General features: G+C 58.8%; 18 protein-coding genes, 1 tRNA gene and 1 pseudogene. 8 read left to right on the top strand and 12 right to left on the bottom strand.

Annotated features, from left to right (window positions below; all coding sequences use genetic code 11):
• Positions 1-10: 10 nt before the first annotated feature.
• Positions 11-2,785, top strand: a complete 2,775-nt coding sequence (locus M9Q49_RS00150; RefSeq protein ID WP_254506512.1) for a phage tail tape measure protein — start codon at positions 11-13, stop codon at positions 2,783-2,785.
• A gap of 55 nt (positions 2,786-2,840) precedes the next feature.
• Here M9Q49_RS00150 and M9Q49_RS00145 read toward each other — a convergent pair whose 3' ends face one another.
• Positions 2,841-3,035 (bottom strand): hypothetical protein, encoded by a 195-nt coding sequence (locus M9Q49_RS00145; RefSeq protein WP_254506511.1) that lies wholly within the window; start codon positions 3,033-3,035, stop codon positions 2,841-2,843.
• Positions 3,036-3,305: 270 nt separating this feature from the next.
• Here M9Q49_RS00145 and M9Q49_RS35905 point away from each other — a divergent pair.
• Positions 3,306-3,854, top strand: a pseudogene (locus M9Q49_RS35905) (tyrosine-type recombinase/integrase); the annotation flags it as partial.
• A gap of 283 nt (positions 3,855-4,137) precedes the next feature.
• On the opposite strand, the gene M9Q49_RS00135 reads toward M9Q49_RS35905, so the two are convergent.
• A tRNA-Cys gene (locus tag M9Q49_RS00135) sits at positions 4,138-4,209 on the bottom strand.
• A 437-nt stretch (positions 4,210-4,646) separates the two neighbouring features.
• On the opposite strand from M9Q49_RS00135, the gene M9Q49_RS00130 reads away from it, so the two are divergent.
• On the top strand, positions 4,647-4,985 hold the full coding sequence (locus M9Q49_RS00130) for a hypothetical protein (protein ID WP_254506509.1): 339 nt from the start codon (positions 4,647-4,649) through the stop codon (positions 4,983-4,985).
• Between the two features lie 127 nt (positions 4,986-5,112).
• Positions 5,113-5,445, top strand: a complete 333-nt coding sequence (locus tag M9Q49_RS00125) for a hypothetical protein (RefSeq protein ID WP_254506508.1) — start codon at positions 5,113-5,115, stop codon at positions 5,443-5,445.
• A 1-nt stretch (position 5,446) separates the two neighbouring features.
• On the opposite strand, the gene M9Q49_RS00120 is transcribed toward M9Q49_RS00125, so the two are convergent.
• From M9Q49_RS00120 to M9Q49_RS00085, 8 genes are all read right to left on the bottom strand, one after another.
• Entirely contained in the window at positions 5,447-6,433 is a 987-nt protein-coding gene (locus tag M9Q49_RS00120; RefSeq protein WP_254506507.1) for a sialate O-acetylesterase, read from the bottom strand.
• Between the two features lie 21 nt (positions 6,434-6,454).
• Entirely contained in the window at positions 6,455-9,484 is a 3,030-nt protein-coding gene (locus M9Q49_RS00115; protein WP_254506506.1) for a DUF1553 domain-containing protein, read from the bottom strand.
• A 44-nt stretch (positions 9,485-9,528) separates the two neighbouring features.
• On the bottom strand, positions 9,529-12,369 hold the full coding sequence (locus M9Q49_RS00110) for a hypothetical protein (RefSeq protein WP_254506505.1): 2,841 nt from the start codon (positions 12,367-12,369) through the stop codon (positions 9,529-9,531).
• A gap of 86 nt (positions 12,370-12,455) precedes the next feature.
• Positions 12,456-13,052: a thiamine pyrophosphate-dependent enzyme gene (locus M9Q49_RS00105; protein WP_254506504.1), complete on the bottom strand. Its 597-nt coding sequence runs from the start codon at positions 13,050-13,052 to the stop codon at positions 12,456-12,458.
• Between the two features lies 1 nt (position 13,053).
• Positions 13,054-13,536, bottom strand: a complete 483-nt coding sequence (locus tag M9Q49_RS00100; RefSeq protein WP_254506503.1) for a thiamine pyrophosphate-binding protein — start codon at positions 13,534-13,536, stop codon at positions 13,054-13,056.
• A gap of 87 nt (positions 13,537-13,623) precedes the next feature.
• Positions 13,624-14,151, bottom strand: a complete 528-nt coding sequence (locus M9Q49_RS00095; protein ID WP_254506502.1) for a type 1 glutamine amidotransferase domain-containing protein — start codon at positions 14,149-14,151, stop codon at positions 13,624-13,626.
• A 15-nt stretch (positions 14,152-14,166) separates the two neighbouring features.
• Complete coding sequence (locus tag M9Q49_RS00090) at positions 14,167-14,661, bottom strand: hypothetical protein (protein WP_254506501.1); 495 nt, start codon at positions 14,659-14,661, stop codon at positions 14,167-14,169.
• A gap of 108 nt (positions 14,662-14,769) precedes the next feature.
• Positions 14,770-15,945 (bottom strand): acyltransferase family protein, encoded by a 1,176-nt coding sequence (locus M9Q49_RS00085; RefSeq protein WP_254506500.1) that lies wholly within the window; start codon positions 15,943-15,945, stop codon positions 14,770-14,772.
• 144 nt (positions 15,946-16,089) lie between these two features.
• Between M9Q49_RS00085 and M9Q49_RS00080 the strand changes: the two genes are divergently transcribed.
• Positions 16,090-16,890, top strand: coding sequence for a fumarylacetoacetate hydrolase family protein (locus M9Q49_RS00080; protein ID WP_254506499.1), 801 nt, complete (start codon positions 16,090-16,092; stop codon positions 16,888-16,890).
• Positions 16,891-16,892: 2 nt separating this feature from the next.
• Here M9Q49_RS00080 and M9Q49_RS00075 read toward each other — a convergent pair whose 3' ends face one another.
• Positions 16,893-19,115: a serine/threonine protein kinase gene (locus M9Q49_RS00075; protein WP_254506498.1), complete on the bottom strand. Its 2,223-nt coding sequence runs from the start codon at positions 19,113-19,115 to the stop codon at positions 16,893-16,895.
• A gap of 54 nt (positions 19,116-19,169) precedes the next feature.
• Here M9Q49_RS00075 and M9Q49_RS00070 point away from each other — a divergent pair, with 54 nt between their 5' ends.
• From M9Q49_RS00070 to M9Q49_RS00060, 3 genes are all read left to right on the top strand, one after another.
• Positions 19,170-20,363: an amidohydrolase family protein gene (locus M9Q49_RS00070; RefSeq protein ID WP_254506497.1), complete on the top strand. Its 1,194-nt coding sequence runs from the start codon at positions 19,170-19,172 to the stop codon at positions 20,361-20,363.
• 92 nt (positions 20,364-20,455) lie between these two features.
• The gene (locus M9Q49_RS00065; RefSeq protein ID WP_254506496.1) at positions 20,456-20,977 is read left to right on the top strand and encodes a hypothetical protein; all 522 of its coding nucleotides are present in this window, start codon (positions 20,456-20,458) and stop codon (positions 20,975-20,977) included.
• A gap of 233 nt (positions 20,978-21,210) precedes the next feature.
• Positions 21,211-21,930: a hypothetical protein gene (locus tag M9Q49_RS00060; protein ID WP_254506495.1), complete on the top strand. Its 720-nt coding sequence runs from the start codon at positions 21,211-21,213 to the stop codon at positions 21,928-21,930.
• 6 nt (positions 21,931-21,936) lie between these two features.
• On the opposite strand, the gene M9Q49_RS00055 is transcribed toward M9Q49_RS00060, so the two are convergent.
• A complete protein-coding gene (locus M9Q49_RS00055) occupies positions 21,937-22,359 on the bottom strand; it encodes a SpoIIAA family protein (RefSeq protein WP_254506494.1) in 423 nt (140 codons plus the stop codon).
• Positions 22,360-22,393 lie beyond the last annotated feature (34 nt).

Below are 22,393 nucleotides of genomic sequence, written 5' to 3'. Positions count from 1 at the left end.
GAATCGAACAATGACTGAAATCGTACAGCGGATGGGCTTCGATGCCTCGAATGCCCTGGCGGCAATTGCGGCCCTCGACAGCGGCTTGAACAAACTGCAGCAGAGCTTTGCCAATCTCGGCCAAACCATCGGGCAATTCAATAACACGGCAAAGAACTTTGCCACGGCCGCGAGCGGCATGGCTTCATCAGTGCAGACGAGTCTAGGCAATGCGACCAAAGCCACGCAGCAATTCGGCACCAGCACGCAGCAGCAATTGGGCGCGGCCGCGCAGGCGTTTAACCAGAACGTACCGCAGGCCGTGCAGCACACTGAGCGGCTTACTACGTCACTCGGCTTGCTGTCGCGCATCGTTTACACGCAGGCGATTATTCGCGCACTGTCGCAACTCCGAAACGCTCTGCAGGATACCGCGAAATCGGCAATCGATTTCCAGAAGCAAGTCGCGCTGACAACCACGATTGCGGACGGCGCGAAGTTTGACGAAATCGCCGTATCCGTTCGCAAGCTGTCGGACGAATTCAATATCCCGCTACTGCAGGCGACCGAAGCAACCTACAACGCACTCTCGAATCAAGTCGGAGATTTTCAGCAGTCGTTGACCTTTACGGCTGAGGCTGCGCGATTTGCAAAAGCAACGAATTCGAGCTTGAAAGACTCTGTCGATTTACTCTCGGCAGCGTTGCGCGGGTTCAATTTATCGGTCGATGATACCGACAAAGTCAGCAGCATTTTCTTTGCTACGATTGATCGCGGACGGATTAACGCCAGCGAGTTGGCCAACAGCTTCGGTCGTATCGATACCATCGCAAGCGACCTCGGAGTTTCTTTGGAAGAAACCGGCGGCGCACTCGCGGCAATCTCGGTTCGCGGTACGAAAACCAGCGAAGCACTAACGCAACTGCGTGCGATTCTGTCAGCGCTGCAGAAGCCTAGCGAGACGATGGAAAAACAACTCGCTGAAATGGGGTTCTCTTCCAGTGAATTGGCAATCAAGACGCTCGGCCTCTCTGGCGTGCTGAAGGAATTGTCCGCGAGCACCGGCGGCAGCGCCGAACAAATGGCGAAGTTGTTCCCGAATATCCGCGGACTATCGGGCGCTACCTCGCTGACCTCCGACGACCTTGGCGAACTGACTCGGAATATCAACGAGATGACGAACGCGGGCCGCGAGTTCAACCGAGAGAAGTTTCTCGCGGCAACGGATACCGATGCTGAGCGCGTCACGGCGGCGCTGAATAAGCTGCGGAACGAAATGACAGTGAACCTAGGGCAAGCAACCCTAGACACCGCCGATAAGTTCTTCAAGTTCGCGGGCGGTGCTGAAAACATAATCGCCACAACGAAACAGGTGCTGCCGGCCCTCGCGGGGATCACTGCCGGCTTCGTGACGCTGCGCCTGAGCATTACGGCCGCGAACTCGCAGCTAGGCCTCTTGTCGAAAGGCTTGAACGGCCTGGCGCTCGTGCCGATTGCGGCCGGAATCGGCCAGGCAGTCGGTAACGCAGTTGAAAGTAAACGCATGGAAGCGCTGTTCCGAGACTTGAACAAACTGAAGGCTGAAGACAAAACGTTTCTTCAGGACTTTCAAGGCAAGCTCGCCTCGCAGCGCGACGCATTCAATAAAACGAATGAGGCGAGGGTTCAAGCAGCGCTGCAGGTCAACCAGAAGCTGAACGCGGCCTATCTGCAGGACGTGGCGAACGCCAAGACGGCAGAAGAGAAGAAAGCAGCTTTCGACAAGTTCAAGGCGGGGACCAAGGTCGATGAAGCGGCGCTCGGGAAGGTGCTCGGCCGCGAATTGACCAACCCGGACCAAGTCAGCCGGGGGCTGATCGACGCGCAGAAGAAGGCCGCGGAACTGAAGGCGCAGATTGACACGGCGTTAAGCGGCCAGGCCGGAGCGGATCGGCTGCGCGGCAATCTGGACTCGCTATTCCAGACCTTGGAACGGCTGAAAACGTCCCGGGCGGTGATCGGCGGCGGCGAGGGCGAGGATTTGCGCCAGCAGTTCGCGGGCGTGTTTGCGGAACTGCAGCGGCTGCGCGACGCGGGGAAGTTCACTGAAGAGGAACTCGCCAAAGTCATCGAAGCGCGTAACAAGCTCGGATCGCAGGCCCTCGCGGGTGATGGGTTCTTCACTCCGAAGGCGGGCAAGTTCGCCTTTGCTTCCACGCTGAACGCCCTGGATGAGGCCCTCGGAACGTTCCAAGAGATTCAGCGAGTCCAAAGCACCATCGGCAACATTCCTGAACTGGAAGCCAAGCTCGCCCCGTTGCAGAAGATTTTGCAGGCCGCAGCGCCGGCCGTGACGATGTCTTCCGCGATGCAGTCGACAAGCACCGCGGCTGCGTCGCTCGGCAGCACCCTGCAGAGCACGCAATCGGCCGCAGATTCAATCGCGAAGTCGGCAGCTGCGACCGCGGCCTCTTATCAGGCAGCGGCCAGCGCCGCGGCCGGGATCGGCGGCCAGGCACCGGTGAGCAAAGCGGCTGGCGGGCTGGCACTCGCGGCCGGCGGCCAAGCGCCGCAGGGGACCGACACAGTCTCTGCGATGCTCACGCCGGGCGAGTTCGTTGTGAACGCGCGATCGGCGGCGAAGTTCTTCCCACAGTTTCAGCAGGTGAACGCGGGAATCGCTCCGCGCCCCATGGCGGCCGGTTCGACAACGAACCTGAACGGCGACATTAACCTGAATTTGCATGGCGAGGGCGATTCAAAAGCCACCGCCCGCGAAGTAATGGCCCACATTCGCCGGGAACTCCGGCGAGGAACAGCGCGATAACAACTAGCCCGTGGTCGCTTCGGCGGCTACGGGTTTTTTTCGTTAACAGCGCGATTCACGCCTTTTTACCTTTGGCCTTCAAGTCGGCCAACATTTTTTCAAGCCCCGGCCGAAGTGGCGAATCAGCCGACAAGCCCGCAAGTTTTTCTTCTATCGTGCGAACTCCAACGCCCGGTGCGGGAATTGGTTCCCTCGAAAGTTCGTCCAACCGCTTTTGCTGTTCAGGAGAGTTAAGTTTGTACATGCTCATTGAGTTTCTCCCAAGGTTATTTGATGCCCGCAAAGTTCTTATCGGGTGCAGCTAATCGCACCTCAACTTTAGGCCGACTAGGACGCGGAATCGTTGCCGCTTGCGGTATGATTGAAATCGGAACAACTGAGGCAACCGACTTCCCGGAAAAGTCCAAGACTTCCGAATTTTCCGCCCGATCTGCCGTAAAACCCAAGAATCTCAAAACCGTTTGACAAGGCCTTCGGAATCAAGACGAGCAACTATTACGCTCGCGACTTCAAGTCGTTCATGGCCTGGCTGGTGACTGACGGCCGCGCCGAAGTAAACCCGATGGCGCATTTCTCGCCATTGAATGCCGAAACCGATGAAGCCCGCGAGCGCCGGCCGTGCAGCGCGGACGACTTCGCCAAGCTGATTGAAGCCACTCTCACCGCGCCTGTTTATCGCTGCCTGTCCGGCGAAGATAGGGTGATGCTCTATCTCGTCGCGGTTAGCACCGGCCTGCGAGCATCCGAACTCAAAAGCCTGCTGCCTGAATCCTTCGATCTTGAAGCGGCAGCGGTGGCGGTTAAGGCCGCCCACAGCAAACGGCGGGAGAATGATCGCCAGCCCCTGCGCCGCGATCTTGTCGCGATCCTGCGGGCTTGGCTTCCCGGTCGCGAAGGGCTTCTCTGGCCAGGAAGCTGGTCGAACCACGCCGCAGCAATGCTCAGGGCCGATCTGCACGCCGCCGGCCTTTCTGATGTCGATGCTGCGGGCAAAGTGCTGGACTTCCATGCCCTGCGCAACACATTCATTTCCGGCCTGGCGCGGGCTGGCGTCCCGGCGAAGGTTGCTCAGACGCTCGCGCGGCATTCGAGCATTACGCTGACGCTGGATACTTACGCGAAAATTGAAGAAAACGACGGCGCAGCGGCTGTTGAGAAGTTGCCAGCGCTGCCCGCGCTTTTGACACAAAATTTGACACAAGAGTGTGTCTCAGAGGGGCATTTCCTGGCACAGGTTGTCACATTTGACACGAACTGCCAGTTTCCAGATAGCTTAGAGCCCGTGAACTCTAAGGCTATATCTGAGCGGTACTTGTCACCGCCTGTCGTCAACTGTCACGGGAATAATGAAGAGGCGCTGGTGAGAGTCGAACTCACGATGGCGGATTTGCAATCCGCTGCCTTAGCCACTTGGCTACAGCGCCATGTACTCTGTCTGCACCTGAGCGTAAGGGAAACCTTGCGGACTGGTCAAGGGGCGCGAGCTGGGGCAGGGTTGCCGGCTGCGGCGACTTGGTCAGTTGCAAGGAACGCGACGATGCGTACCGAGGCATGGTTTGTATCGGATTTCTGCCCGCCTTGGATTAGCTCTGTTTGCATTTTCGTCGATTCCATGATCACAGGGTCTTCCCAGACCTCCAAAACCCCGCAGTCCCTGCGATCGCTGGCTCGCTAGCACCCGCCAACGAGTCGTAGCACCAGATTCGCCAACCAGACCAAACCGGCGTACTCGGCTACTGCATCAAGTTGCTGGCACGCGAAACTCGATTTCAACCAAGGCACGGATTTCACTAGAGCCTGGCCCGTCGTGGCGAACGTCGCTTGGCCGCCAGAGCTCCCCTAGCTTGGAAGGATTGTGGTTATGGGTCTGACACAATGGATGGTCGATTGGCTTGTTACCGATAAAGTCGCTCACCTGGCCGAACGCATCGCCGGGCGCAGCCGACTTGCAACTTATCAGCGCGTGTGCGAACGCCTGATGACGCTCGACGCTCACGAGGCCCGCGGTTACATCCGCGCTCGGGCGGCTGCCGTCGTCACTCAAGAGGCCGACAAACTCATCGCACAAGAAGGTTCCGGCGTCCAAAGGCTTCGCAGCAAGTTGATCAACGCTGCCATGGACTCGCTGGTCACGGCCATTCTGCAGCAAATGGAACAAGCCCGCCGGGCTCGCCCAGCTGCGCGACGATTGGCCGCGTAGTCAAACGCAGAAGTCAGAACGAAGAATGCAGAATGGAGGCAGAACAAAATCTGCCTCTCGCTGCTCCTCTGACATTTGGTTTCCGCATTTTCATTCTGCATTCTGCCTTCTTCATTCTGCGTTTCCCATGCTTTCACCGCGCGACTTCGGAAACGTCAATCAAAAGCTGGCCAGCAACAACGCGCGCGTGCTCAACGCGCTGAACTCGCTGCCTGGCTGGCTGGAGCCTCTTGTCGCGGCGGCTGATCGTCGCGACTGGCAGGAAGTCACCCGCCAGAGTCAGCAACTCGCCGATCTGGCGCGCTCGCTCCATTGCGACGCGCTGGCGAATCCCGCCAATGAACTGGCTGCGGTGGCCGAAGCTCGCAACAGCGAGCATGAGATCAAACGGAGCCTGCTGCGCGTCATTGGCGCCGCAGGTCAGGCGCGGAAGATGACTTTCCTGGCGTCGAAATCGTAAATCATTTGGCCTGCTTGCCGCAGAGCTGCTTCATCGCCTGCCCCATCCCTTCGCCGATTAAATAATACGTTTCGGCGTTGGTGTTCCAGTGATAGCCCTGATTGCTGGGCGACTTGTCCGCATCGCGCCAGAAGGCCTGCGTCGGCACAAAGCCGACGTTGCCGACAAACTCAGGATGTTTGGCGACGGCGGCTTGAGCTTTCATCAGCGACAACGCTCGCGGATGTGTCTCCGTCGGGCCATTCATGCCGCTTTCGGCAATTACAAACGGTAAACCGGGGCGGCCCAGATCCTTGCGCATGTCGCGAATGAAATGGGCCATGTTGCTTTCATACTCGGCGTTGAATTTGTCGTTGATCCGATCGTTCCAACCTTGATGCCAGCCGAAGCCGACGAGTTCGTAGCTGCCATCCGAGCCCGGCACGAGCTCCTTCACTTTCGGCAGCGTCTCTTTGGTCAGTCGCAGGATCTCGCGATAGTATTTGCCGACCATCGCCGGATCGGCGGCGAGGGCGGCGTCCTGCTTTTCACCTTGCGAGTACGGAATCTTGCCGGCGCTGGGTGGGCGAAAATCAACGGCCAGGCTCTTACCGCCCCAGGCACATTTGATGAGCAGCACCGGTTCATCGAACGCGTTGCCGATCACCCAACCAAAGCCAAGCTCCGGGCCAATGCGATCCGGCTTCACGCCGAACCCAGCGGTCAGCGGCCCGCTCCGCTCGAGATACGAAATCCAGACGTCCGAGCGCACATTCCATTTGCCGCTCTTGTCGACGAGATGACCAAACTTCGCCGCCGTGCTCGGCTCCTTTACAACGAACTCGAGGCTTCCCTGGCCGCCGTTGCGTTTGGCATCGGCAGCGATCATGCCGTGCCCTTCCATGTTCGATTGGCCGGCGAGAATGAAGACCTTCACTGGTTTATCAGCACTCCAGGCAACACTGGAGAGTACCGCCAGAAACATCGCAGCCATCACGTTTCGGAACATGCTCTTCGCCTCAGAAGGTCGTTATTCGATGAAGACAAATTCATTCGCATTGAACAGCAGCCGGCAAAAGTTAGCCAAGCCGTATTTGTCGGCGTAGGCCGCGAATTGCGTTTGCTCTGACGCGGTGGGTTTGCGGCCGAGCGCGAGGCGGGTGGCCAGTTGCACACGCTCGCCGGTGTTTGGCGCTGCACGTTCCAGTCGCATCGCAAAATGTTCGGCCTGGCGCAGAATGAAAGCGTCGTTCCACATCGCCAGCGATTGCTGCACGGTCACGCTGTTGGTGCGGGTCGGCATGATCTGATCGCCGGCCGGGCAATCGAGCGCTTCCATGAAAGGATCGGGGAGCGTGCGAAACAGAAAACGATAAACGCTCCGCCGACTCGCCTTTGGGCCATCGAGATCGAACTGGCCGTAGTCGATGATCGGCGTCACGTGACGGCCCGGCTTGAGATCGAACTGCCGATCGCTGGGACCGCGCATGCGCTGATCGAGACGGCCTGAGATGGTCAGCACGGCATCGCGAATGCATTCGGCATCGAGTCGCGACCGCTGCATTCGCCACAGCCATTGATTGTCGGCATCACGCGTTGCTGCTTGATCGTTGCGCGGTCCAGAAATCGTCTGCTGGGCTTGCGATGTTTGTTGATAAGTTTCGCTGGTGACGATCAATCGATGCAGGCCTTTCAGCGATTGATCGGAATCGCGCAGTCGCAGCGCGAGCCAATCGAGCAACTCCGGTTGCGTCGGCAGCGATCCCATCCGGCCGAAGTCATTCGGCGTGCTGACAATGCCACGGCCGAAGTGCTGTTGCCAGATGCGATTGACGATCGATCGCCACGTGAGCGGATTGTTGCGATGAGTTACCCAGTCCGCGAGAGCAGCGCGACGAGCACTTTCCTGCGTCGCGCCCTGCAACTCGAATCTGGCGGGGAGCTGCTTCAAACAAGAGAGCGCGCCGGGGAAGATTTCTTCGCCCGGCTTGGTGATTTCACCTCGCTTCAGCACATGAATGGGCCGCGGCCCTGGTGGCGGCCGCAAGTTGCCATCGGGCGTAAAGTCGGCTGCGGCGGCGTAAACCAGGCTGGCCTTCGGCAATGCTTCGCGATCGATTCGCAGTTGCTCGCGCTGTTGATAGAGAGCAATCTCGAGCCGCTGCGCAGGTGTGCGATCGGTGACTGGGATGGCGATGATTTTCGCAACTTCCAGTGGCAGCGGGTTGAGTCGCAACGGATTCTTCGCGCTCGTCAGCGATAGTCGCGGCCTGCCGATCAAATGACCGCCACCGTGGAGTTGCTTGAGCACCACCACCAGCGTTTGATCGGCGGCGATTTTCAGCGGCTCTTTCAATTCGAAGACGGCTTCGTGATTCTTGCCGACCTGCGGATAGATGCCCCAAGCGGTAGCGGGATTGCCATCAATGGCCCGCGCGACTCCCCAGCCATCTTGATCGAAGTCAGCCACGGCACGCGCGATTGGCAGCGGCGTTTTATTGTCGCCGAGAAAGATCTCGATCTCCGACAAATGCAAATTGCCGTTGTCCTGTCGGCCTGGTCCTTGCTGCGGCAGGCTGTTGTGGGCGAGCACTTCCAAACGAACGGCCGTGATCTCGCGCAGCGGCGTCGAACCAGTGAATGTGTACGTTTCTTTTTCTGGCCGTGATCCCGACGCGAGATACGAACCGTCGTCTTGCTTCGCCAGTTGTGAACCTTCGGCCGTGGCGAGCGTGGCCGAGCTCCACACTTCCCACGCCAGTGGTTTTTCGCCTACGGCGCGTTCCCAGGCTGCAACTTGCGTTTGAATTGGCTCGCTGAGCAACTCTTCGCGCGTCTGCGCATCGAGTTTCGTTAGTTTTGCTTCGTATTCTTTGAGTTTCAGTCGTCTGTGAGCAACGGCGGGATCGGCATCGAAGGTGCGATTGGCCCGTTCTACTCCGGCGAAGATTGCTTGCAGCGCGTAGTAGTCCGTTTGTGGAATCGGATCGAACTTGTGATCGTGACAACGGGCACACTGCACGGTCAGGCTGCAGAAATTGTTCAGCACGCTGGCCAGCATGTCGTCGCGATCGAGGTAGCGGGCGATTTGCCGATCGAGCGTGTCTTCGCGAATGTCGCGAAGCGAGCTCTCGTCCCAAGGCCCCGCCGCGAGAAAACCGAGCGCGACCGTGGCCTGCGGATCGGCGGCAGCGAGCACGTCGCCGGCAAGTTGCTCGCGCACAAACTGGCCATACGGTTTGTCGCGATTGAAAGCTGCAATCAAATAGTCGCGATACGGCCAAGCGTTTTCGCGAATGCGATCTTGATCGTGACCATGCGTTTCGGCGAAGTGGGCCGTATCGATCCAGTAACGAGCCCAGCGCTCGCCATGCTGCGGCGACGCCAGCAAGCGATCGACGAGTTGTTCGTAGGCATCCGGCGCGGGGTTCGTGAGAAACGAATCAATCTCTGCCGGCGCGGGCGGCAAGCCGATGAGGTCGAAATACAAACGGCGAATGAGCACTCGCCGATCAGCCCGCGGCGAAGGCTGGAGCTTTTCCTCGGCAAGCTTTGCGCGAATGAAGGTGTCGAGCGGATTGGCGGCCACGATCATCGGCAGCGGTACTGACTTTAACGGCTGCAGCGACCACCAGGCGAGTTTGTCCTCGACCTTTCCCGCCGCCGAATCGGGCCAGTTCGCGCCTTGATCGATCCAGGCCCGCAACACGCCGATTTGTTCGCGGGTCAGTGTCGCGCCCTTGGCTGGCATCAGCATGCCGTCGACCTGGCCGGCGACGAACTGAATCAGCGGGCTCTCGGCACTTTTTTTCGGAATGATGTTCGGCGCGTAGGCAGCGCCTTTGGTGAGCGCGATCTCGCGCACATCAACGCGATATTCCCCTTCCTGCAGCAGCGGCCCGTGACACTTCACGCAGTTGGCCGTCAGGATCGGTTGGACGTCTTTGACGAAATCAATCTGCCGGGCGGCTGGCGGAGGGAGTTCTTCGGCGCGCGACGTCGCAGCGCAGAGAAGTGCACCGCAACAAAGAGCCAGCCGTAGGAAAGGAGAGTCTTTCATACGTTGAACTATCAATTGCGGCAGGCGCATTCGTCAAGCGGTTTCTATTTTCCGGCTTTCGGCAATTCGTACCTAAAAGTCGGGCCGATCGTTGCATGATCGCCTCCCTCACCGAGTTTGTCGGGGAAGGCCATGGCTTGGTGAGGGAACGAGTAGCGTCGGCCAATGGGTTCGATGTGAGGACTGTATTCGATTGTGAGACCAGCGCGATTCCCGAGGCTGACAGTGCTGTCGGAAGATCCAGCCGGGAAGTGCGCCACGATCGCGTAGTGGTGGTCCGCCTTGAGCTCGACGCGGGGAGTTGGAACGATGCGGATGTTGCCGGCCAATGGCGCTCTCTCGCCCTCAGGAATGATTTCCAGGGCGAGCGGCTTGGTCTTGTCTTCCAAATCCCAAATGGCAACTTCATGCGCAGCGGTCAGGCCATCGCTGGCCAAATCGAGAATTCCCAGGTGGGTGACGATGATCGCGCTGGACGTCTTGAACTCCCAGCCGTCCAGCAGATTCACGCCGCCGCCGGAGATGCTGCCAGGAATGACTTTTACGGCGTCTATGCCCGCGGAAAGTTTAGCGGTCGGGTTTTCATTGGATCCCCGCCCAGGTTGCGGTCCTTTTTGCGTACCACCCGCCAGCTGCGATTGGTTGGAAACGATCGTGGCATTCGACGAGCCGAGCGTGAACGATTTCGAAGCTGCTTTGCGAAGCGCAATCACGTCGCTGTTGATGCTGTAAATGGACGGCTCCTGCAGACCTATGGGCGCGCCCTTGGGCAATCGGACGGAAAACTTGCCGCCGATCGCTCCCTCCATTTCGAAACGTATGGAGTGAACCCCTTTGGTAAGCGTGACTGTATGGGAATCGGAATTGTTGCCATTTAGGCCCACCTTCCAGCGCTGGTTGTCGATGTAGACCGTGTTCACGCCCCCCGTCGGCGGTCCACCGTCCAGATGAACGACATACTTGCCATCTGCTCTGACTTCGAGAAATCCTTCCAGCACGATTTGTATTCTCTGGTTCGGAAGGCGATCGGGAATCAAGACATCACGATGCTTGGGCAAGATGTTGGTTCCTGGCGAGTAATTCAGAACAACATCTTGCGTTCGAGAGTTAATGAGCAAGCGGCCATACATGCCGCCGACCTTTGCCGACGAGATGGACTTTGTCGGCGCAAGACCGGCAGCGGAGCCCACCGCGAACTGCGGCTGCACGTCGGCGAGGTCCAGCAACCGGTTCGATGCCAAGCGGCGATTGTCGTCGCTCAACCCTTCGCGTGAATTCAAATACCAGTGTTTCGCGCGCAGCTTGGCGATGTTAACCAACTCGGAATCGTTACTCTTGTTTGATACGGAAAACTCATACCATTCATTGCCGGCGACGAAGCCTGGCTCGTCTGCGTATGGCGCCTCTTCCGCCAATTGGTCTGCGTCGATGGCAGTTTTCAATGCTACGACACTCGCGGCCAAATACTTCCGCCCTTCCTTCCAATCGCCGGCAATTCCGCACAGATACTTGCCGACGCTCAAGTTCGCGGCGAGACTCTCGGGCATTGTCTCCAACGTGGTGAGGGCCCGTTTGTATTCGTAGTATTCATTCTTGAGCTTCGTCACGACGGTTCGCTGCTCGCCGGCCGCCTTCTTCAGGTCTAAATCGTTCAAGCGGGCCACGACTTTCAACCGCAGCAGCGAGCATTGATCGGCATGCTCGATGGCGAGGTCGCGCAGATACGTATCGGTCGCGACGGCCAGATCGTCTTCCAGATCCTGGCGATGCTGCTCCCGAAGCGGGGCATCGGACAAGCCCGTAAATGTGGCGACCAGCAAATCGCGGTACGCGGCATCGTCGAAACGATACGCGTTGTCCATGTCCTTCGCAGCTTCTTGAGCGGCGCGGACTTCGCCGGCGCCGACGAATAACTTGCGAGCGTTGTCGTACAGCAGATAACGGACGGCAGGGTCTTTGACCGTGGCGGCTTCCGTGTGCATCTTGCGAGCAAGTGACTTTTTCAGATCGGGATTGGTGGCGGCCTTGGCTTCCACGCCGTGCATGGTCAGAACTTCGGCTCGAGCAGCCGTGATGGCCTCTTCGTCCGGGATCGCAAGTTTCGGACTTTCTTCCGCAACCGGTTCGGGTTCGGGATCGGTCGGTTGTGAAGGGATCTCGGTGGGCGGAGGTGTGGGCTCCGGAGTGGTTTTCGAGGGTTCGGCTGGAGGAATGGTTGGTGGAACGACCACGGGTGGAGGCATTGGTGACGGTGGACCAACGATTACCGGTGGCGGTTTGACGACCGGCGATTCGACCGGTTTTTCTGTGGGCTTCTCGATTGGTTTTTCAATTGGCTTTTCAACCGGCGGTTCGCTGGGCTGTGAGTCTTCGTCAGCAGGTTGCGCGATAACGGTCGGGGGCTTTTTCGAAAGAGCAGGAATGATCAAGCCAAGGGCCAGAACCAAGATAGCGCTTGCGGCTGCGGCAACGACCGGAAGATTCAGATTCGCAAACGGAGATGCCTTAGCTGGCTTGGCACCGCCGCGGCGATTGGCTCCGAGCGGTGCGACGGCGACAAAGGCTGGCGTTTCGGGTGCAACCGGTTGCAGCAATGGAGCGCTGGCTTGTTGCTGCTGGTGAAGGGCGGCGTCGTAGGCCGCTTTCTTGTCCGTCAGCAAGCAAGCGGCCGCGTTCGAGACTTCGTTGAGGAGCATTTGGCTCGCAGCTGAATGCTTGCCCGTTTGCAACGTCTTCAAATGCGCCATCCGCTGATCAGCGGCGTTCGAGATGACGTCGGCATTCGGCTCAAACGTCCGCAGGCCGAGCAGCCGATAGTGGTTCGCGGGCTGCTCTTCGGGAGGAATGCCGAGCCAGGTGTAATAGGGATCAAACGTTTCCGACATGACTGCCTCGTTCTCCGCGAACACATCGGTGAGCACCCACCAATTCGCGTGATATTATCACCGCGTCGGGATAGAGGGTCAATCTTTCAATCGCCGCGGATGGCGGCACGAAAGCGCGCGAGCTGTTGGCCCACCGGTGGCGTGGGATGTTTCAGATATTCGGGCGGTGTTACATCGACGGCGAGGCAGGCGAACCGCGGGCCGGTGGTCCCCAGCAGGAATCCGCGCGCCTCTCGTTGCCAATCGCGGAGTTCGTGATACTCGGCAATCGTTTCAAAGCCAGTGCTCTCGGCGATCTTGCCGAACTGGACTAGCGCTGCAGGCCCCGGCGTTTGCTGGCCGCCAGTCACTTCGTAAATGCCATTCTCGAGCACGACGACGGTCAAGTTGGGAGGATTTGCCGCGCCAACGGTGACCAGCGAACCCAAGTTCATCAGCAACGCGCCATCGCCGGTGATGCACAACACCTCGCGCTTGGGCTGCGCGAGCGCCAAACCCAACGCGAGCGGCACGGCGCCTCCCATCGTCGATGGGTTGTAATGCAAATCGAGGGGCCGCTGCACCAGCTTCGGCCAGGTGCGGGCAGAGCCTTGGTTGGTGACGACGATCCAGTCATCCGACAGGTGGTTGATGATGGTTTGCAGCGCATCGACCACCGGCATCAAGGGTTGTTCGTCACTCATGTTACGGTGCTCCTTCGGCCAACATGATCACGCCGGCAGTGTTGTCGGCGCGGCATTGGCGGACATGCTCAGCGAACTTGGGCTTATCTGCTTCGCAAGTGATCCACACATCATTCAGCTGCCAGGCTTTCACGATCAGAAGGGCAAACGCCTTCGCCGAATCGGTCGATTCCGGCACGAGCGCGTTGCGTACGCCGATGAGCGCAAAGACTGGTAGCTTCAGATCGTAAAGAACATTACGCAGCGCATCGCCCGATTCGTACAAGCCGGTGGTCTGCATCACGACGAGTGGCATCTTGCCGCCGAGGAGCAAACCCGCCGCGAGGGGCCAGGCTTCGCCCTCGCGGCAGACGCGCACGAGCTGCAACTTCTTAGAAGACTCGAGAGCTTCTTCCCATGGTCCCAGCGTTGTGTCGGGAACCCAAATCACGTGCGTGAAGCCGAGTTCGGTGAGGATGGCGACGATTTCGGGGCCGGTGAACATGTGCTTGCCTCCAGGAAGCCCGTAGCGTTAGCGAGGGAGAATCGCCTCTAGCGGATGCCCTCGCTAACGCTACGGGCTACCTATTTCTTAACCGAGTACTTGCAGACAGCCGCGGCAGAAATCCGGCAGGTCATCGGGCTTGCGGCTGCTGACGAAGTGGCGGTCGATGACGACGGCGGCGTCCTTCCAAATCGCGCCGGCGTTTACTAGATCGTCCTTGATGCCCGGCGAGCCCGTCACCTGCACGCCACGATACACGCCGGCCGAAATCGGAATCCAGCCGCCGTGGCAGATCGCGGCGATCAACTTTTTCTGCTGGTCAAAATCGCGGACGAGTTGCAAGAGAACCGGATCACGTCGCAGTTTGTCCGGCATGAAACCACCAGGAACAATCAGCCCAGCAAAATCCGCCGCTTTGAGATCAGCGTAGGCGGCATCGGAAGAACACGGATAGCTGTGCTTGCCGGCGTACTTTACTCCGGCTTTTTCGCCGGCAACGACCACTTCGGCTCCGGCTTCGACCATTCGCAGTTTGGGATACCAGAGCTCGAGGTCTTCGTAGATGTCGCCAACAAGGGTGAGAATCTTTCGCCCGCGGAGAGGCTGATCGCTCATGGTTTGCTTTCTGAATTAGGCGGTAACTGTTTGCGTGGGCCGGAACCGCAGTGTGGCCAACGTGCCGACCGTTGCAAAGGCCACGAGGACCAAAAGCTGCGTCAGGGCGAACGGCAACTCAGCTTGCGTCGGGGCCAAAGCGTGCAGCGTGGGGACTTTCAAGAAGGCCTGCACCACGAGGACGAAGAAGTTGAGATAAAAGGCCGCCATCGCCGAGGCGACATACGTGGGCCTCCACCAACCGGCCAATGAGTGACGAAAGCGAGCGTCGACTGCGACCGCGAGCACCACAAGCGAGATCACACCCAGGATATGCGACGGCAGAACGCGATCGACGGGAAACAGGTAGCCGCTCAGGCTAGTGACAATGGTCGTTCCCAGAAACCAGGCATTCCAGCGGTCGAGCGAATGACCTCGCAGAAAACCGGCAGTCACGACGAATCCCAGGGCGAGAGCGACCAGGCTAACAGCGACGTGAGCAACCAGGACGGTGGTGACGTAGGCGGTCATGGCAGTGATCCTTTTTGACGGTGAGTTGTATTGGCCTTTGCTGGTCTTACCGGCGGACTGGACACTTCTTACAGCCGCCCGTATTTCTGGGCGTAAGGCCTGGACACCTCACAGCCGCAAAAAGACCCGTTGCCGATACAACCATGTCGCCAACAGCCATAAAACGACCAAAACTGTCGTCCGCTGGGCCATGGTCGCGTAATCGCCCGTATAAAGTTCTTGCCCCAAGTGCCTTGCAGCCGTATCGCGAATCCAGCCGCTGCTGAGCTGAAAGCCGAGGTAAACGAAGATCGAGTTCATGCCGATCACCGTGAATGGTACCGACCAGGCCTTCCAGCCGCCGACGTCGATCACCGCATAAAACGCGGCGAGCATCAGCAGCACCCAGCCGCCACTGAAGAGGGTCCAACTGGGCGTCCAAATCCGTTTCACCAGCGGACAAACGGTCAAACCTGCCAGCCAACCGACGAGCAAGCAAATCGCACCAGCGATCAGCAGCGTGCAAAGTTTCACTTCCGGTCGACCTTCGCGTCGCAGCATCTCGCCAGTCATCAGTCCCATGAGCATCGTGGCCAGCGAAGGGACGAAATTCAGTGTTTGATAACCGCCGCGCGTCAGCACATACGGCGAACTGCGCGGAAAGAGATTCAAAAACCACACGTCGAAATCGGCGGCCGCATTGGTATGCGGATTCCAGTGAGCAAAAAAGCCGCTGAGATATTCCGTCGACTTGATCCAACTAGTGTCGGCCCCTGTCGGCAACGTCGAGGGCGTCCACACGGCAAAGAACAGCCAGTAGCCAACGAGAATCGCCGCAATCGCAGCGGCCTGCACTTTCGCATTCGTCCAAGAAAGCAACACGACGAAGAAATAACCAATGCCGATCTGCGCGAGGACGTTCGTAAACAGCCAAACCGTTTGCTTGTCCTCGCGCGAATTCGAAGCCAGCAGCACTCCGAGCAGCACGAGCGCGACAGACCGCACGGCTGCATGCCACAGCACCAGCGCGAGCGAATCCCCTTTCTTCAACCGGTTCGCCGTCGAATAGGCCGCGGCCACGCCCACCATGAACATGAAGGCTGGTTGAATCAAATCCCACAGCACGCAGCCAACCCAAGGAACATGGTCGACCTGCGGCGCGATCGTGGCCCAAATGCTCTCGGGCAACTTCGCCGCCACACCACCAATGCCAAAACCAGCACTCGCCATCAAGAACATGATGAAGCCGCGAAAGGCATCGAGCGATGCGAGACGATTCGCGGCTGTGGGTATTTTCTCGGTCATGGATATTTCTTCTTAGGATGGTGCCGAAGCGGGTGTTCGCCCAATTCGTTCAATAGCAGTCCTAGACGGACCAATGGTCCGTCCTGAGGCGGTGCGCTACAATTCGTGTTCTTCCGACACACGAACTCTTCACGCACACCCGCCATGAAACTTATCCGCTACGCCGATTCGCAAGGTTCCACGCATCACGCAGCCCGCACCGACAAGGGCGATTTCAAAATCGACGGCTGCATCTTCGGCGATTTCAAAGTAACCGATCAGCAGGCCGATGTGGCGAAGTTGCTGGCGCCGGTCGATCCGCGGGCCTTTCTCTGCATCGGCCTCAACTATCGTAAGCATGCCGAGGAAGGAAAGGCGCCGATTCCGAAGTTTCCGGTGCTGTTCATGAAATCTCCCGGCGCGGCGCAGAACCCCGGCGATCCCATCGTTCTGCCGCGGAAGTTGCTCAGCACGCAGGTCGATTATGAATGCGAACTCGCTGTCGTCATCGGCAAGAAATGCAAGAACGTATCGAAGGCCGACGCGCTCGACTACGTGCTCGGTTACACCTGCGGCAACGACGTGAGCGCTCGCGACTGGCAAAAAGACTTCGGCGGTTCGCAGTGGTGCCGTGGCAAGACCTTCGACACGTTTGGACCGCTCGGGCCAGTGCTGGTACTGAAGGATGAAATCCCGAATCCTAATGCGCTGCAGATCAAGACGGTGCTCAATGGCGAAACGATGCAGGATTGGTCGACCAGTGACATGATCTTCGACGTGCCGACGCTGATCGAGTTTCTCAGCGGCAGCACCACGCTGTTGCCGGGCACGGTGATCATGACCGGCACGCCGCACGGCGTGGGTGTGGCCCGCGATCCTAAGGTTTTTCTCAAGCACGGCGACAAGATCACCGTCGAGATCGAAAAGATCGGCCAGCTGACGAATCCGGTGATCGACGAGACGTAAGGTCAGCCCTTTTTGCGGGCTTTGATTGTTTGGGCCAGGGTTGGTGCATCCTGCTGAGGCGTTGATTGCGATGTATTCAGCGCCGTCACGCGAATCTCTTTTTTCGGTTCGCGAAACAGCCGGATCACGAACCACCACAGGCCGATGCTGAGCGCGATCACGGCTGCGAGGGCGATCAAGCCTTCGCGGAGCAATCGTCGGCCGAGTTGCTGCACCGGCGCGATCACACGGCGGTAATCTTCCTGCATCAGCACCACTAGGCCCGTCTCCGCTTGCGAAGCATCAGGCAACTTCACCGGTGCGGCAACGGCAATCCAGGGGCGATTGTATTGGTCGGCTCCCAGCGGATGCTCGCCGAGTGGATCCTGGTAGTTACCGCCGTCGTTGTCTTTCAAATTCGAACCGTTGAGCACTTCGGCGGGGACGCGTTTCTCAAAGAACTCTTTCGGCAGCTTGCTCGAAGTGGCCTGCAGTTCCTCGTACAGCGGGTGATGCACGATCGTTCCTGCCGACTCTCCATGCCGGCCGTCGACCAGCACCGGAAAGCGATCGGCAGAGGCCGTCGAGCCGATCAATTCAAAATCGCTAAGGTTCACGGTGAGAACAAACACCCCCATGAACTCTTCTTTGTCACTCCACAGCGGCGAACTGATGGCGACCTTCCAGCGGCGGGTTGAAGAGCTTTGAAACACATTCGACAAATGCGTCTGTTCAATATGCCGCGGGTTGACCGTGGCCCGTGGAAATTCGGGCACTTCCGGGATGCCGCTGAAATAGGAACGGTGCGCCACATTGCGGCCGATATTGCTCGCCACCGCGTCTTCGTCAAACACTACGCCCAGCTGAGTGCCGAAACGATCGACGACAAAAATGCTCGAGAACTTCGGCGCTCGCGGATCCTTGGCCGCGGCGGATTTGTATTTTTGCAATCGGCGATCGAGATAGCTATTGAGCGCGGCCCGCCGTGGATCGTTGACAAACTCCGCTCGCGCCACGGTGATTTCGTTGTCGGTTGAGAGCGAACGATTGAGCGTTGCGAGTGAGTTCAAATCCTTCAGCGGTTTCAGAAATTCATCCAATTCCGCGCGGCCTGCCTCCTGGCGACAGAGATCAAAAAAGTTGGCGATCTTCACCGTCACTTTTTCCGCTGCGAGTTGCGCTGCGAAGGTGTTGTTGTCGACCGCGGCTTGCTGCGCAACATTGGCCGTTTCACGGAGCGCTTGCTCGTAACCGCGGAAGCCAAAAAAGAGCATCGCCGAGAGCAGTAGCACCGGCCCGGCAAAACCGAGGACGAGCATCGGCCGCCGCGAACGGGCCTGCTCGCGAGCATTCAGCGCGTCGAGCACTTCTTGCACGTTCGCGAAGCGATCGGCCGGATGCGGAGCCAGACAGCGATCGATAATATCGGCCAGCGCGCGGTCCATGCCGCTCACGCGGCGATGCTCGCTGGGCAACGGCGCCGTGACAATTAGCTTGCGATAACGAGCCAGACGATCGGCCAGGTCGCCAGCCGTATCGATGTGCGTGACCGAATCGTCGTTGCGATGCGGCGGCAGACCGATGAGCAGGCAGTACAAAATCGAGCCGAGGGCGTAGACGTCCCAGCGGACATCGGGCACCGCCTGCAGATCGGCCTGTTCGGGCGCCATGTAAAACAGCGTGCCGAGCGCGGGGCGCTGCTCATGCGACAATCGGGATTGTCCGAAATCGGCGAGCCGCGGCCGGTTGTCGCTATCGAGCAAAATATTGGCCGGCTTGAGATCGCAATGCAGCACGCCCTTGCCGTGCGCATGTGCCAGACCGAGGCAGATATCTTTCCACAGATCGACGGCGTCGGTGATCGACAGTGTGCCTTGGCGGCGGAGCATTTCATCGAGCGAGCCGTTCTCGATGTACTCCATCACGTAGTACGGCGGATCGGCGTCCCAGCCGACGTCGAGCAACTGCACGACGTAGCGATCGGCCGAGAGGAACACGAGTTTCTCGACCTCGCGCGATAGTAGCGACCAATCGACGCTCCGGCGGTGGGCATAAAACTTGATGGCCACTTGCCGGCCGGTGTTCAGATCGCGGCCGACCCAGACTTCGCCATACGCGCCGGTGCCAAGCAGCCGTTGGGCTTCGTAGCCGGGGGCTTGCGTCGGTGGCTGCGTGCTCCGCAGGCTCAAGTCGCGTGAGCGCTGCCGGTCGTCGTCGGATTGTTGCTCGGTTACGTCGGCACTCATGAATGGATTATCGTAACAGATTGACGAATCTTCGACCGGATGGAGTTTGTTGAAATGCGCGCACGAATCATTCTCATGTCGATCGCGGTAGCACTTTTGTTACAAGCGATTGCCATATTCGCCCAAGATCCGCCGCTCGATGGCCGTGATGGCAGACAGCTGCTGCTGGAAAATTTTCGGCCACAAACGACCTTGCAGGTTCAGCCCACGGTGCTGCACGGCGCCAAGTTTCCTGCCATCGACGTTCACTCGCACTTTCGCATTCGCCTCAAGCATTCGCCGGAGCAACTCGACGAATTCGTGAAAGTAATGGATCGTCAACGAATCGCCGTCTGCGTGAGCCTCGACGGCCAACTCGGTGAAAACATCGATGAGCATGCGAAGTACTTACTCACGAAATACCCCAGCCGTTTCGCGATGTTCGCCAATCTCGACTGGCAGGGAACCGGCAAAGCGGGTGAGCCAGCAACCTGGGACTGCAATCGACCTGACTTTCCGCGGCGGATGGCCATTTCCTTGAAGGATGCCAAAGAACGTGGCTGCCTTGGCCTGAAAATCTTCAAAGGCTTCGGCCTCGAATATAAAAACACTGATGGCTCGCTCTTGAAAATCGATGACCAGCGGTTTGATCCCATCTGGCAAGCCTGCGCGGAATTGAAATTCCCCGTGCTAATTCATGTTGCCGATCCGCTGGCCTTCTTTCAGCCGATCGACGAGAAAAACGAACGCTGGGAAGAGCTCCATCGTCGGCCCGAGTGGAGTTTTTATGGGCCGCAATTTCCCAAGCACGAAGAATTGCTCGCGGCCTTTCATCGCGTCGTCGAGCGACATCCGAAGACGATCTTTTTCGGCGCTCATATGGACGGCCAGGCTGAGAATCTGCCGGCGATTGCAGCCGTGCTCGAGCGTTATCCAAATCTGAATGTGGAGCTAGCTTCGCGAATCGCCGAGCTCGGCCGGCAGCCGCACAGCGCGCGGAAGTTTCTCATTAAATATCAAGACCGCGTGCTGCTTGGCACCGATGGCCCCTGGCCCGAAGAACGCCTGAAACTTTACTGGAGGTTCCTGGAAACCGAGGACGAATACTTTCCCTATTCGGAAAAAGAATTTCCACCGCAAGGCTTTTGGCAGATTTATGGCATGCATCTGCCAGATGAGGTGCTGCGCAAGATTTATTTTGAAAATGCGCTCCGAATTTTGCCGGGCCTGCGTGAGAAATATGAACAGGCGGCGCGGACTATGAAATGAGAGCAAAAGTTTGGCGAATTGCCGCGCGGCTCTTTATACTTGAGCCACGCGGTTGAGGTCGCGAGTGCTTTTGTCAGCCAGAGGATATTGCCATGTCGACAGCAGGTGAAAAAGTTCCAGTCGTTTGCCCCCAGTGCGATAAGCGGTTGCTCGTCCCGGCAGTTTCGCTGGGGAAGCAGGGGCGCTGCCCGGCTTGCAATTCGGTGTTTCTGCTCGAGCAAGTCTTCGAAGCCGAAGCAGTTCAAGCAGCTCCGGCCTATCAGCCTTCGCCGCTCGATTTCGGCAATGCCTTTGCACCCTCCGGTCCGGCCTATCAACAGCCAGAATCGGAATACACTCTGGCGCCAGCCGCGTATCAGCAATCGACCATCGCCAGTCCGTATGCCTCGCCGACATCGGTCACGCCCTACTCCGCCTATCGGCCCGAACCGGCCAAGGGGCAGTTCTGGGACAGCAGCATCCTCGGCGGTCTAGCGCTGATGGCAATTTCCGTCGTGTGGTTCTTCGGTGGTCTGGCCGCTGGCTTCATTTTCTTCTATCCGCCCGTGCTGTTCATCATCGGCCTCGTTGTGATGATCAAGGGCTTGGCGTCGGGAAGCATCGCGGGCGATTAGGTGGAGGTGGGGGCTGGGGACAAGGAACTGGGGCTGGGAAAATGCATTCCCGCCCCTCTCTGTTTCTATTACGCCTTCTTAAGCTCCCAACCCAATGCTATCCCTAACGCGATTTCTTTCCCCAGGTCCCAGTTCCTAGCTCCCAGCCCCTTCCTGGCACCTTGCCTTTTCCGGCCGTGGACGGGAGAATATGCCGCTTTCCACGGCAACATCTTTCACCGGTCGTCAGGGCTATGGTCTTCGACAATATCCTCAGTCTTCAGAAGCAGTTGACCGACAAATACGTGGTCGTCGATGCCAATCGTCCGGAGCTCAAAAGGTTCAACGGGCTGACTGGCATGGTGAAGACGGTCAATTTCAGCGGCCGGGCCCTGGTGCAGTTCGATGGCCATAACAACATCGGCTGGTACGACATCGATCCGGCCTTTTTGAAGGTTGTCGACGCTCCGTTGCCGAAGGCTGAGAAGGCCGAAAAGAAGCCCGCCGCGGCTGCTCCTGCCGCCGAGAAGGCTGCCCCCGCAAAGCCCGCTGCCAAGTCGGCCGCCGAAATTCTGGCTGCCGCCAAGGGTGGTGCGAAAGCGGCCGCTCCCGCCGCCGAAGCTCCCAAGCCGGCCGGCAAAATGAGTGCTGCCGATATCCTGGCCGCCGCCCGCGGTGCCAAACCGGCTGCCCCGGCCGCCGAAGCCAAACCTACTGAAACCAAGCCAGCCGAAGCCAAAAAACTCAGCCCCGCCGAAATTCTGGCCGCCGCTCGCGGCAAAGCTCCGGCCGCTGCCGCCCCGGCTCCTGCGGCAGCCAAGCCCGCTCCAGCCCCGCCGCCGCCTGCTCCAGAACCGGAACCAGAGCCCGAACCAGTCGCCGAAGCTCCTGCTGCTGGCGGGGGAGGCAAGTCGATGCTCGGCAAGTTCAAGACGAACGAAGAGATCATCGCCTTCTTGCGGAAGTCGAAGTAAACACGCTCAGCAAGCCGAAGCCCGCGCGTTTGTGTTCGTTGGATTTCCTGGCGGCGTAGCTTCACCCAGCCAGGTCCAGGCTTCTTCGACCTTATCGAACGATCGCACGTTTGCGCCGCGATTGACGGCGACCAGCTCAAAGAACTTTCCCCGCTGCGCACTTTCGCCGGGGCTGCAGACAATTGCAATGCGATGCGTTGCTCCAAAGCCGTATTGCTGCAGGCCGCTTCCCAGTTGATAGAGCTCGATCACCGATAAGCTCTTTTCGGGGAGCTTCGTAGCATCGAACAGCACGTGGTGCTGATCGTGCTGATCGCAAGCCACGGCGATTTGCCGCAGGAATTGGTCGCTGCTCTCAAAGACAATGTTGCCTTCGACAGTTGTCGGCAAAAAATCAGTCGCGGCAATTACCCGCACATCGTGCGACATGGGACGCCTTCCGCATGCAGGTCGAAAGTTGGCA

This window comes from Anatilimnocola floriformis (genome assembly GCF_024256385.1).
GTDB classification, from domain to species: Bacteria; Planctomycetota; Planctomycetia; order Pirellulales; family Pirellulaceae; genus Anatilimnocola; species Anatilimnocola floriformis.
Note: the sequence above shows the minus strand (reverse complement) of the source record. Positions and strands in the feature narration are given on the sequence as shown.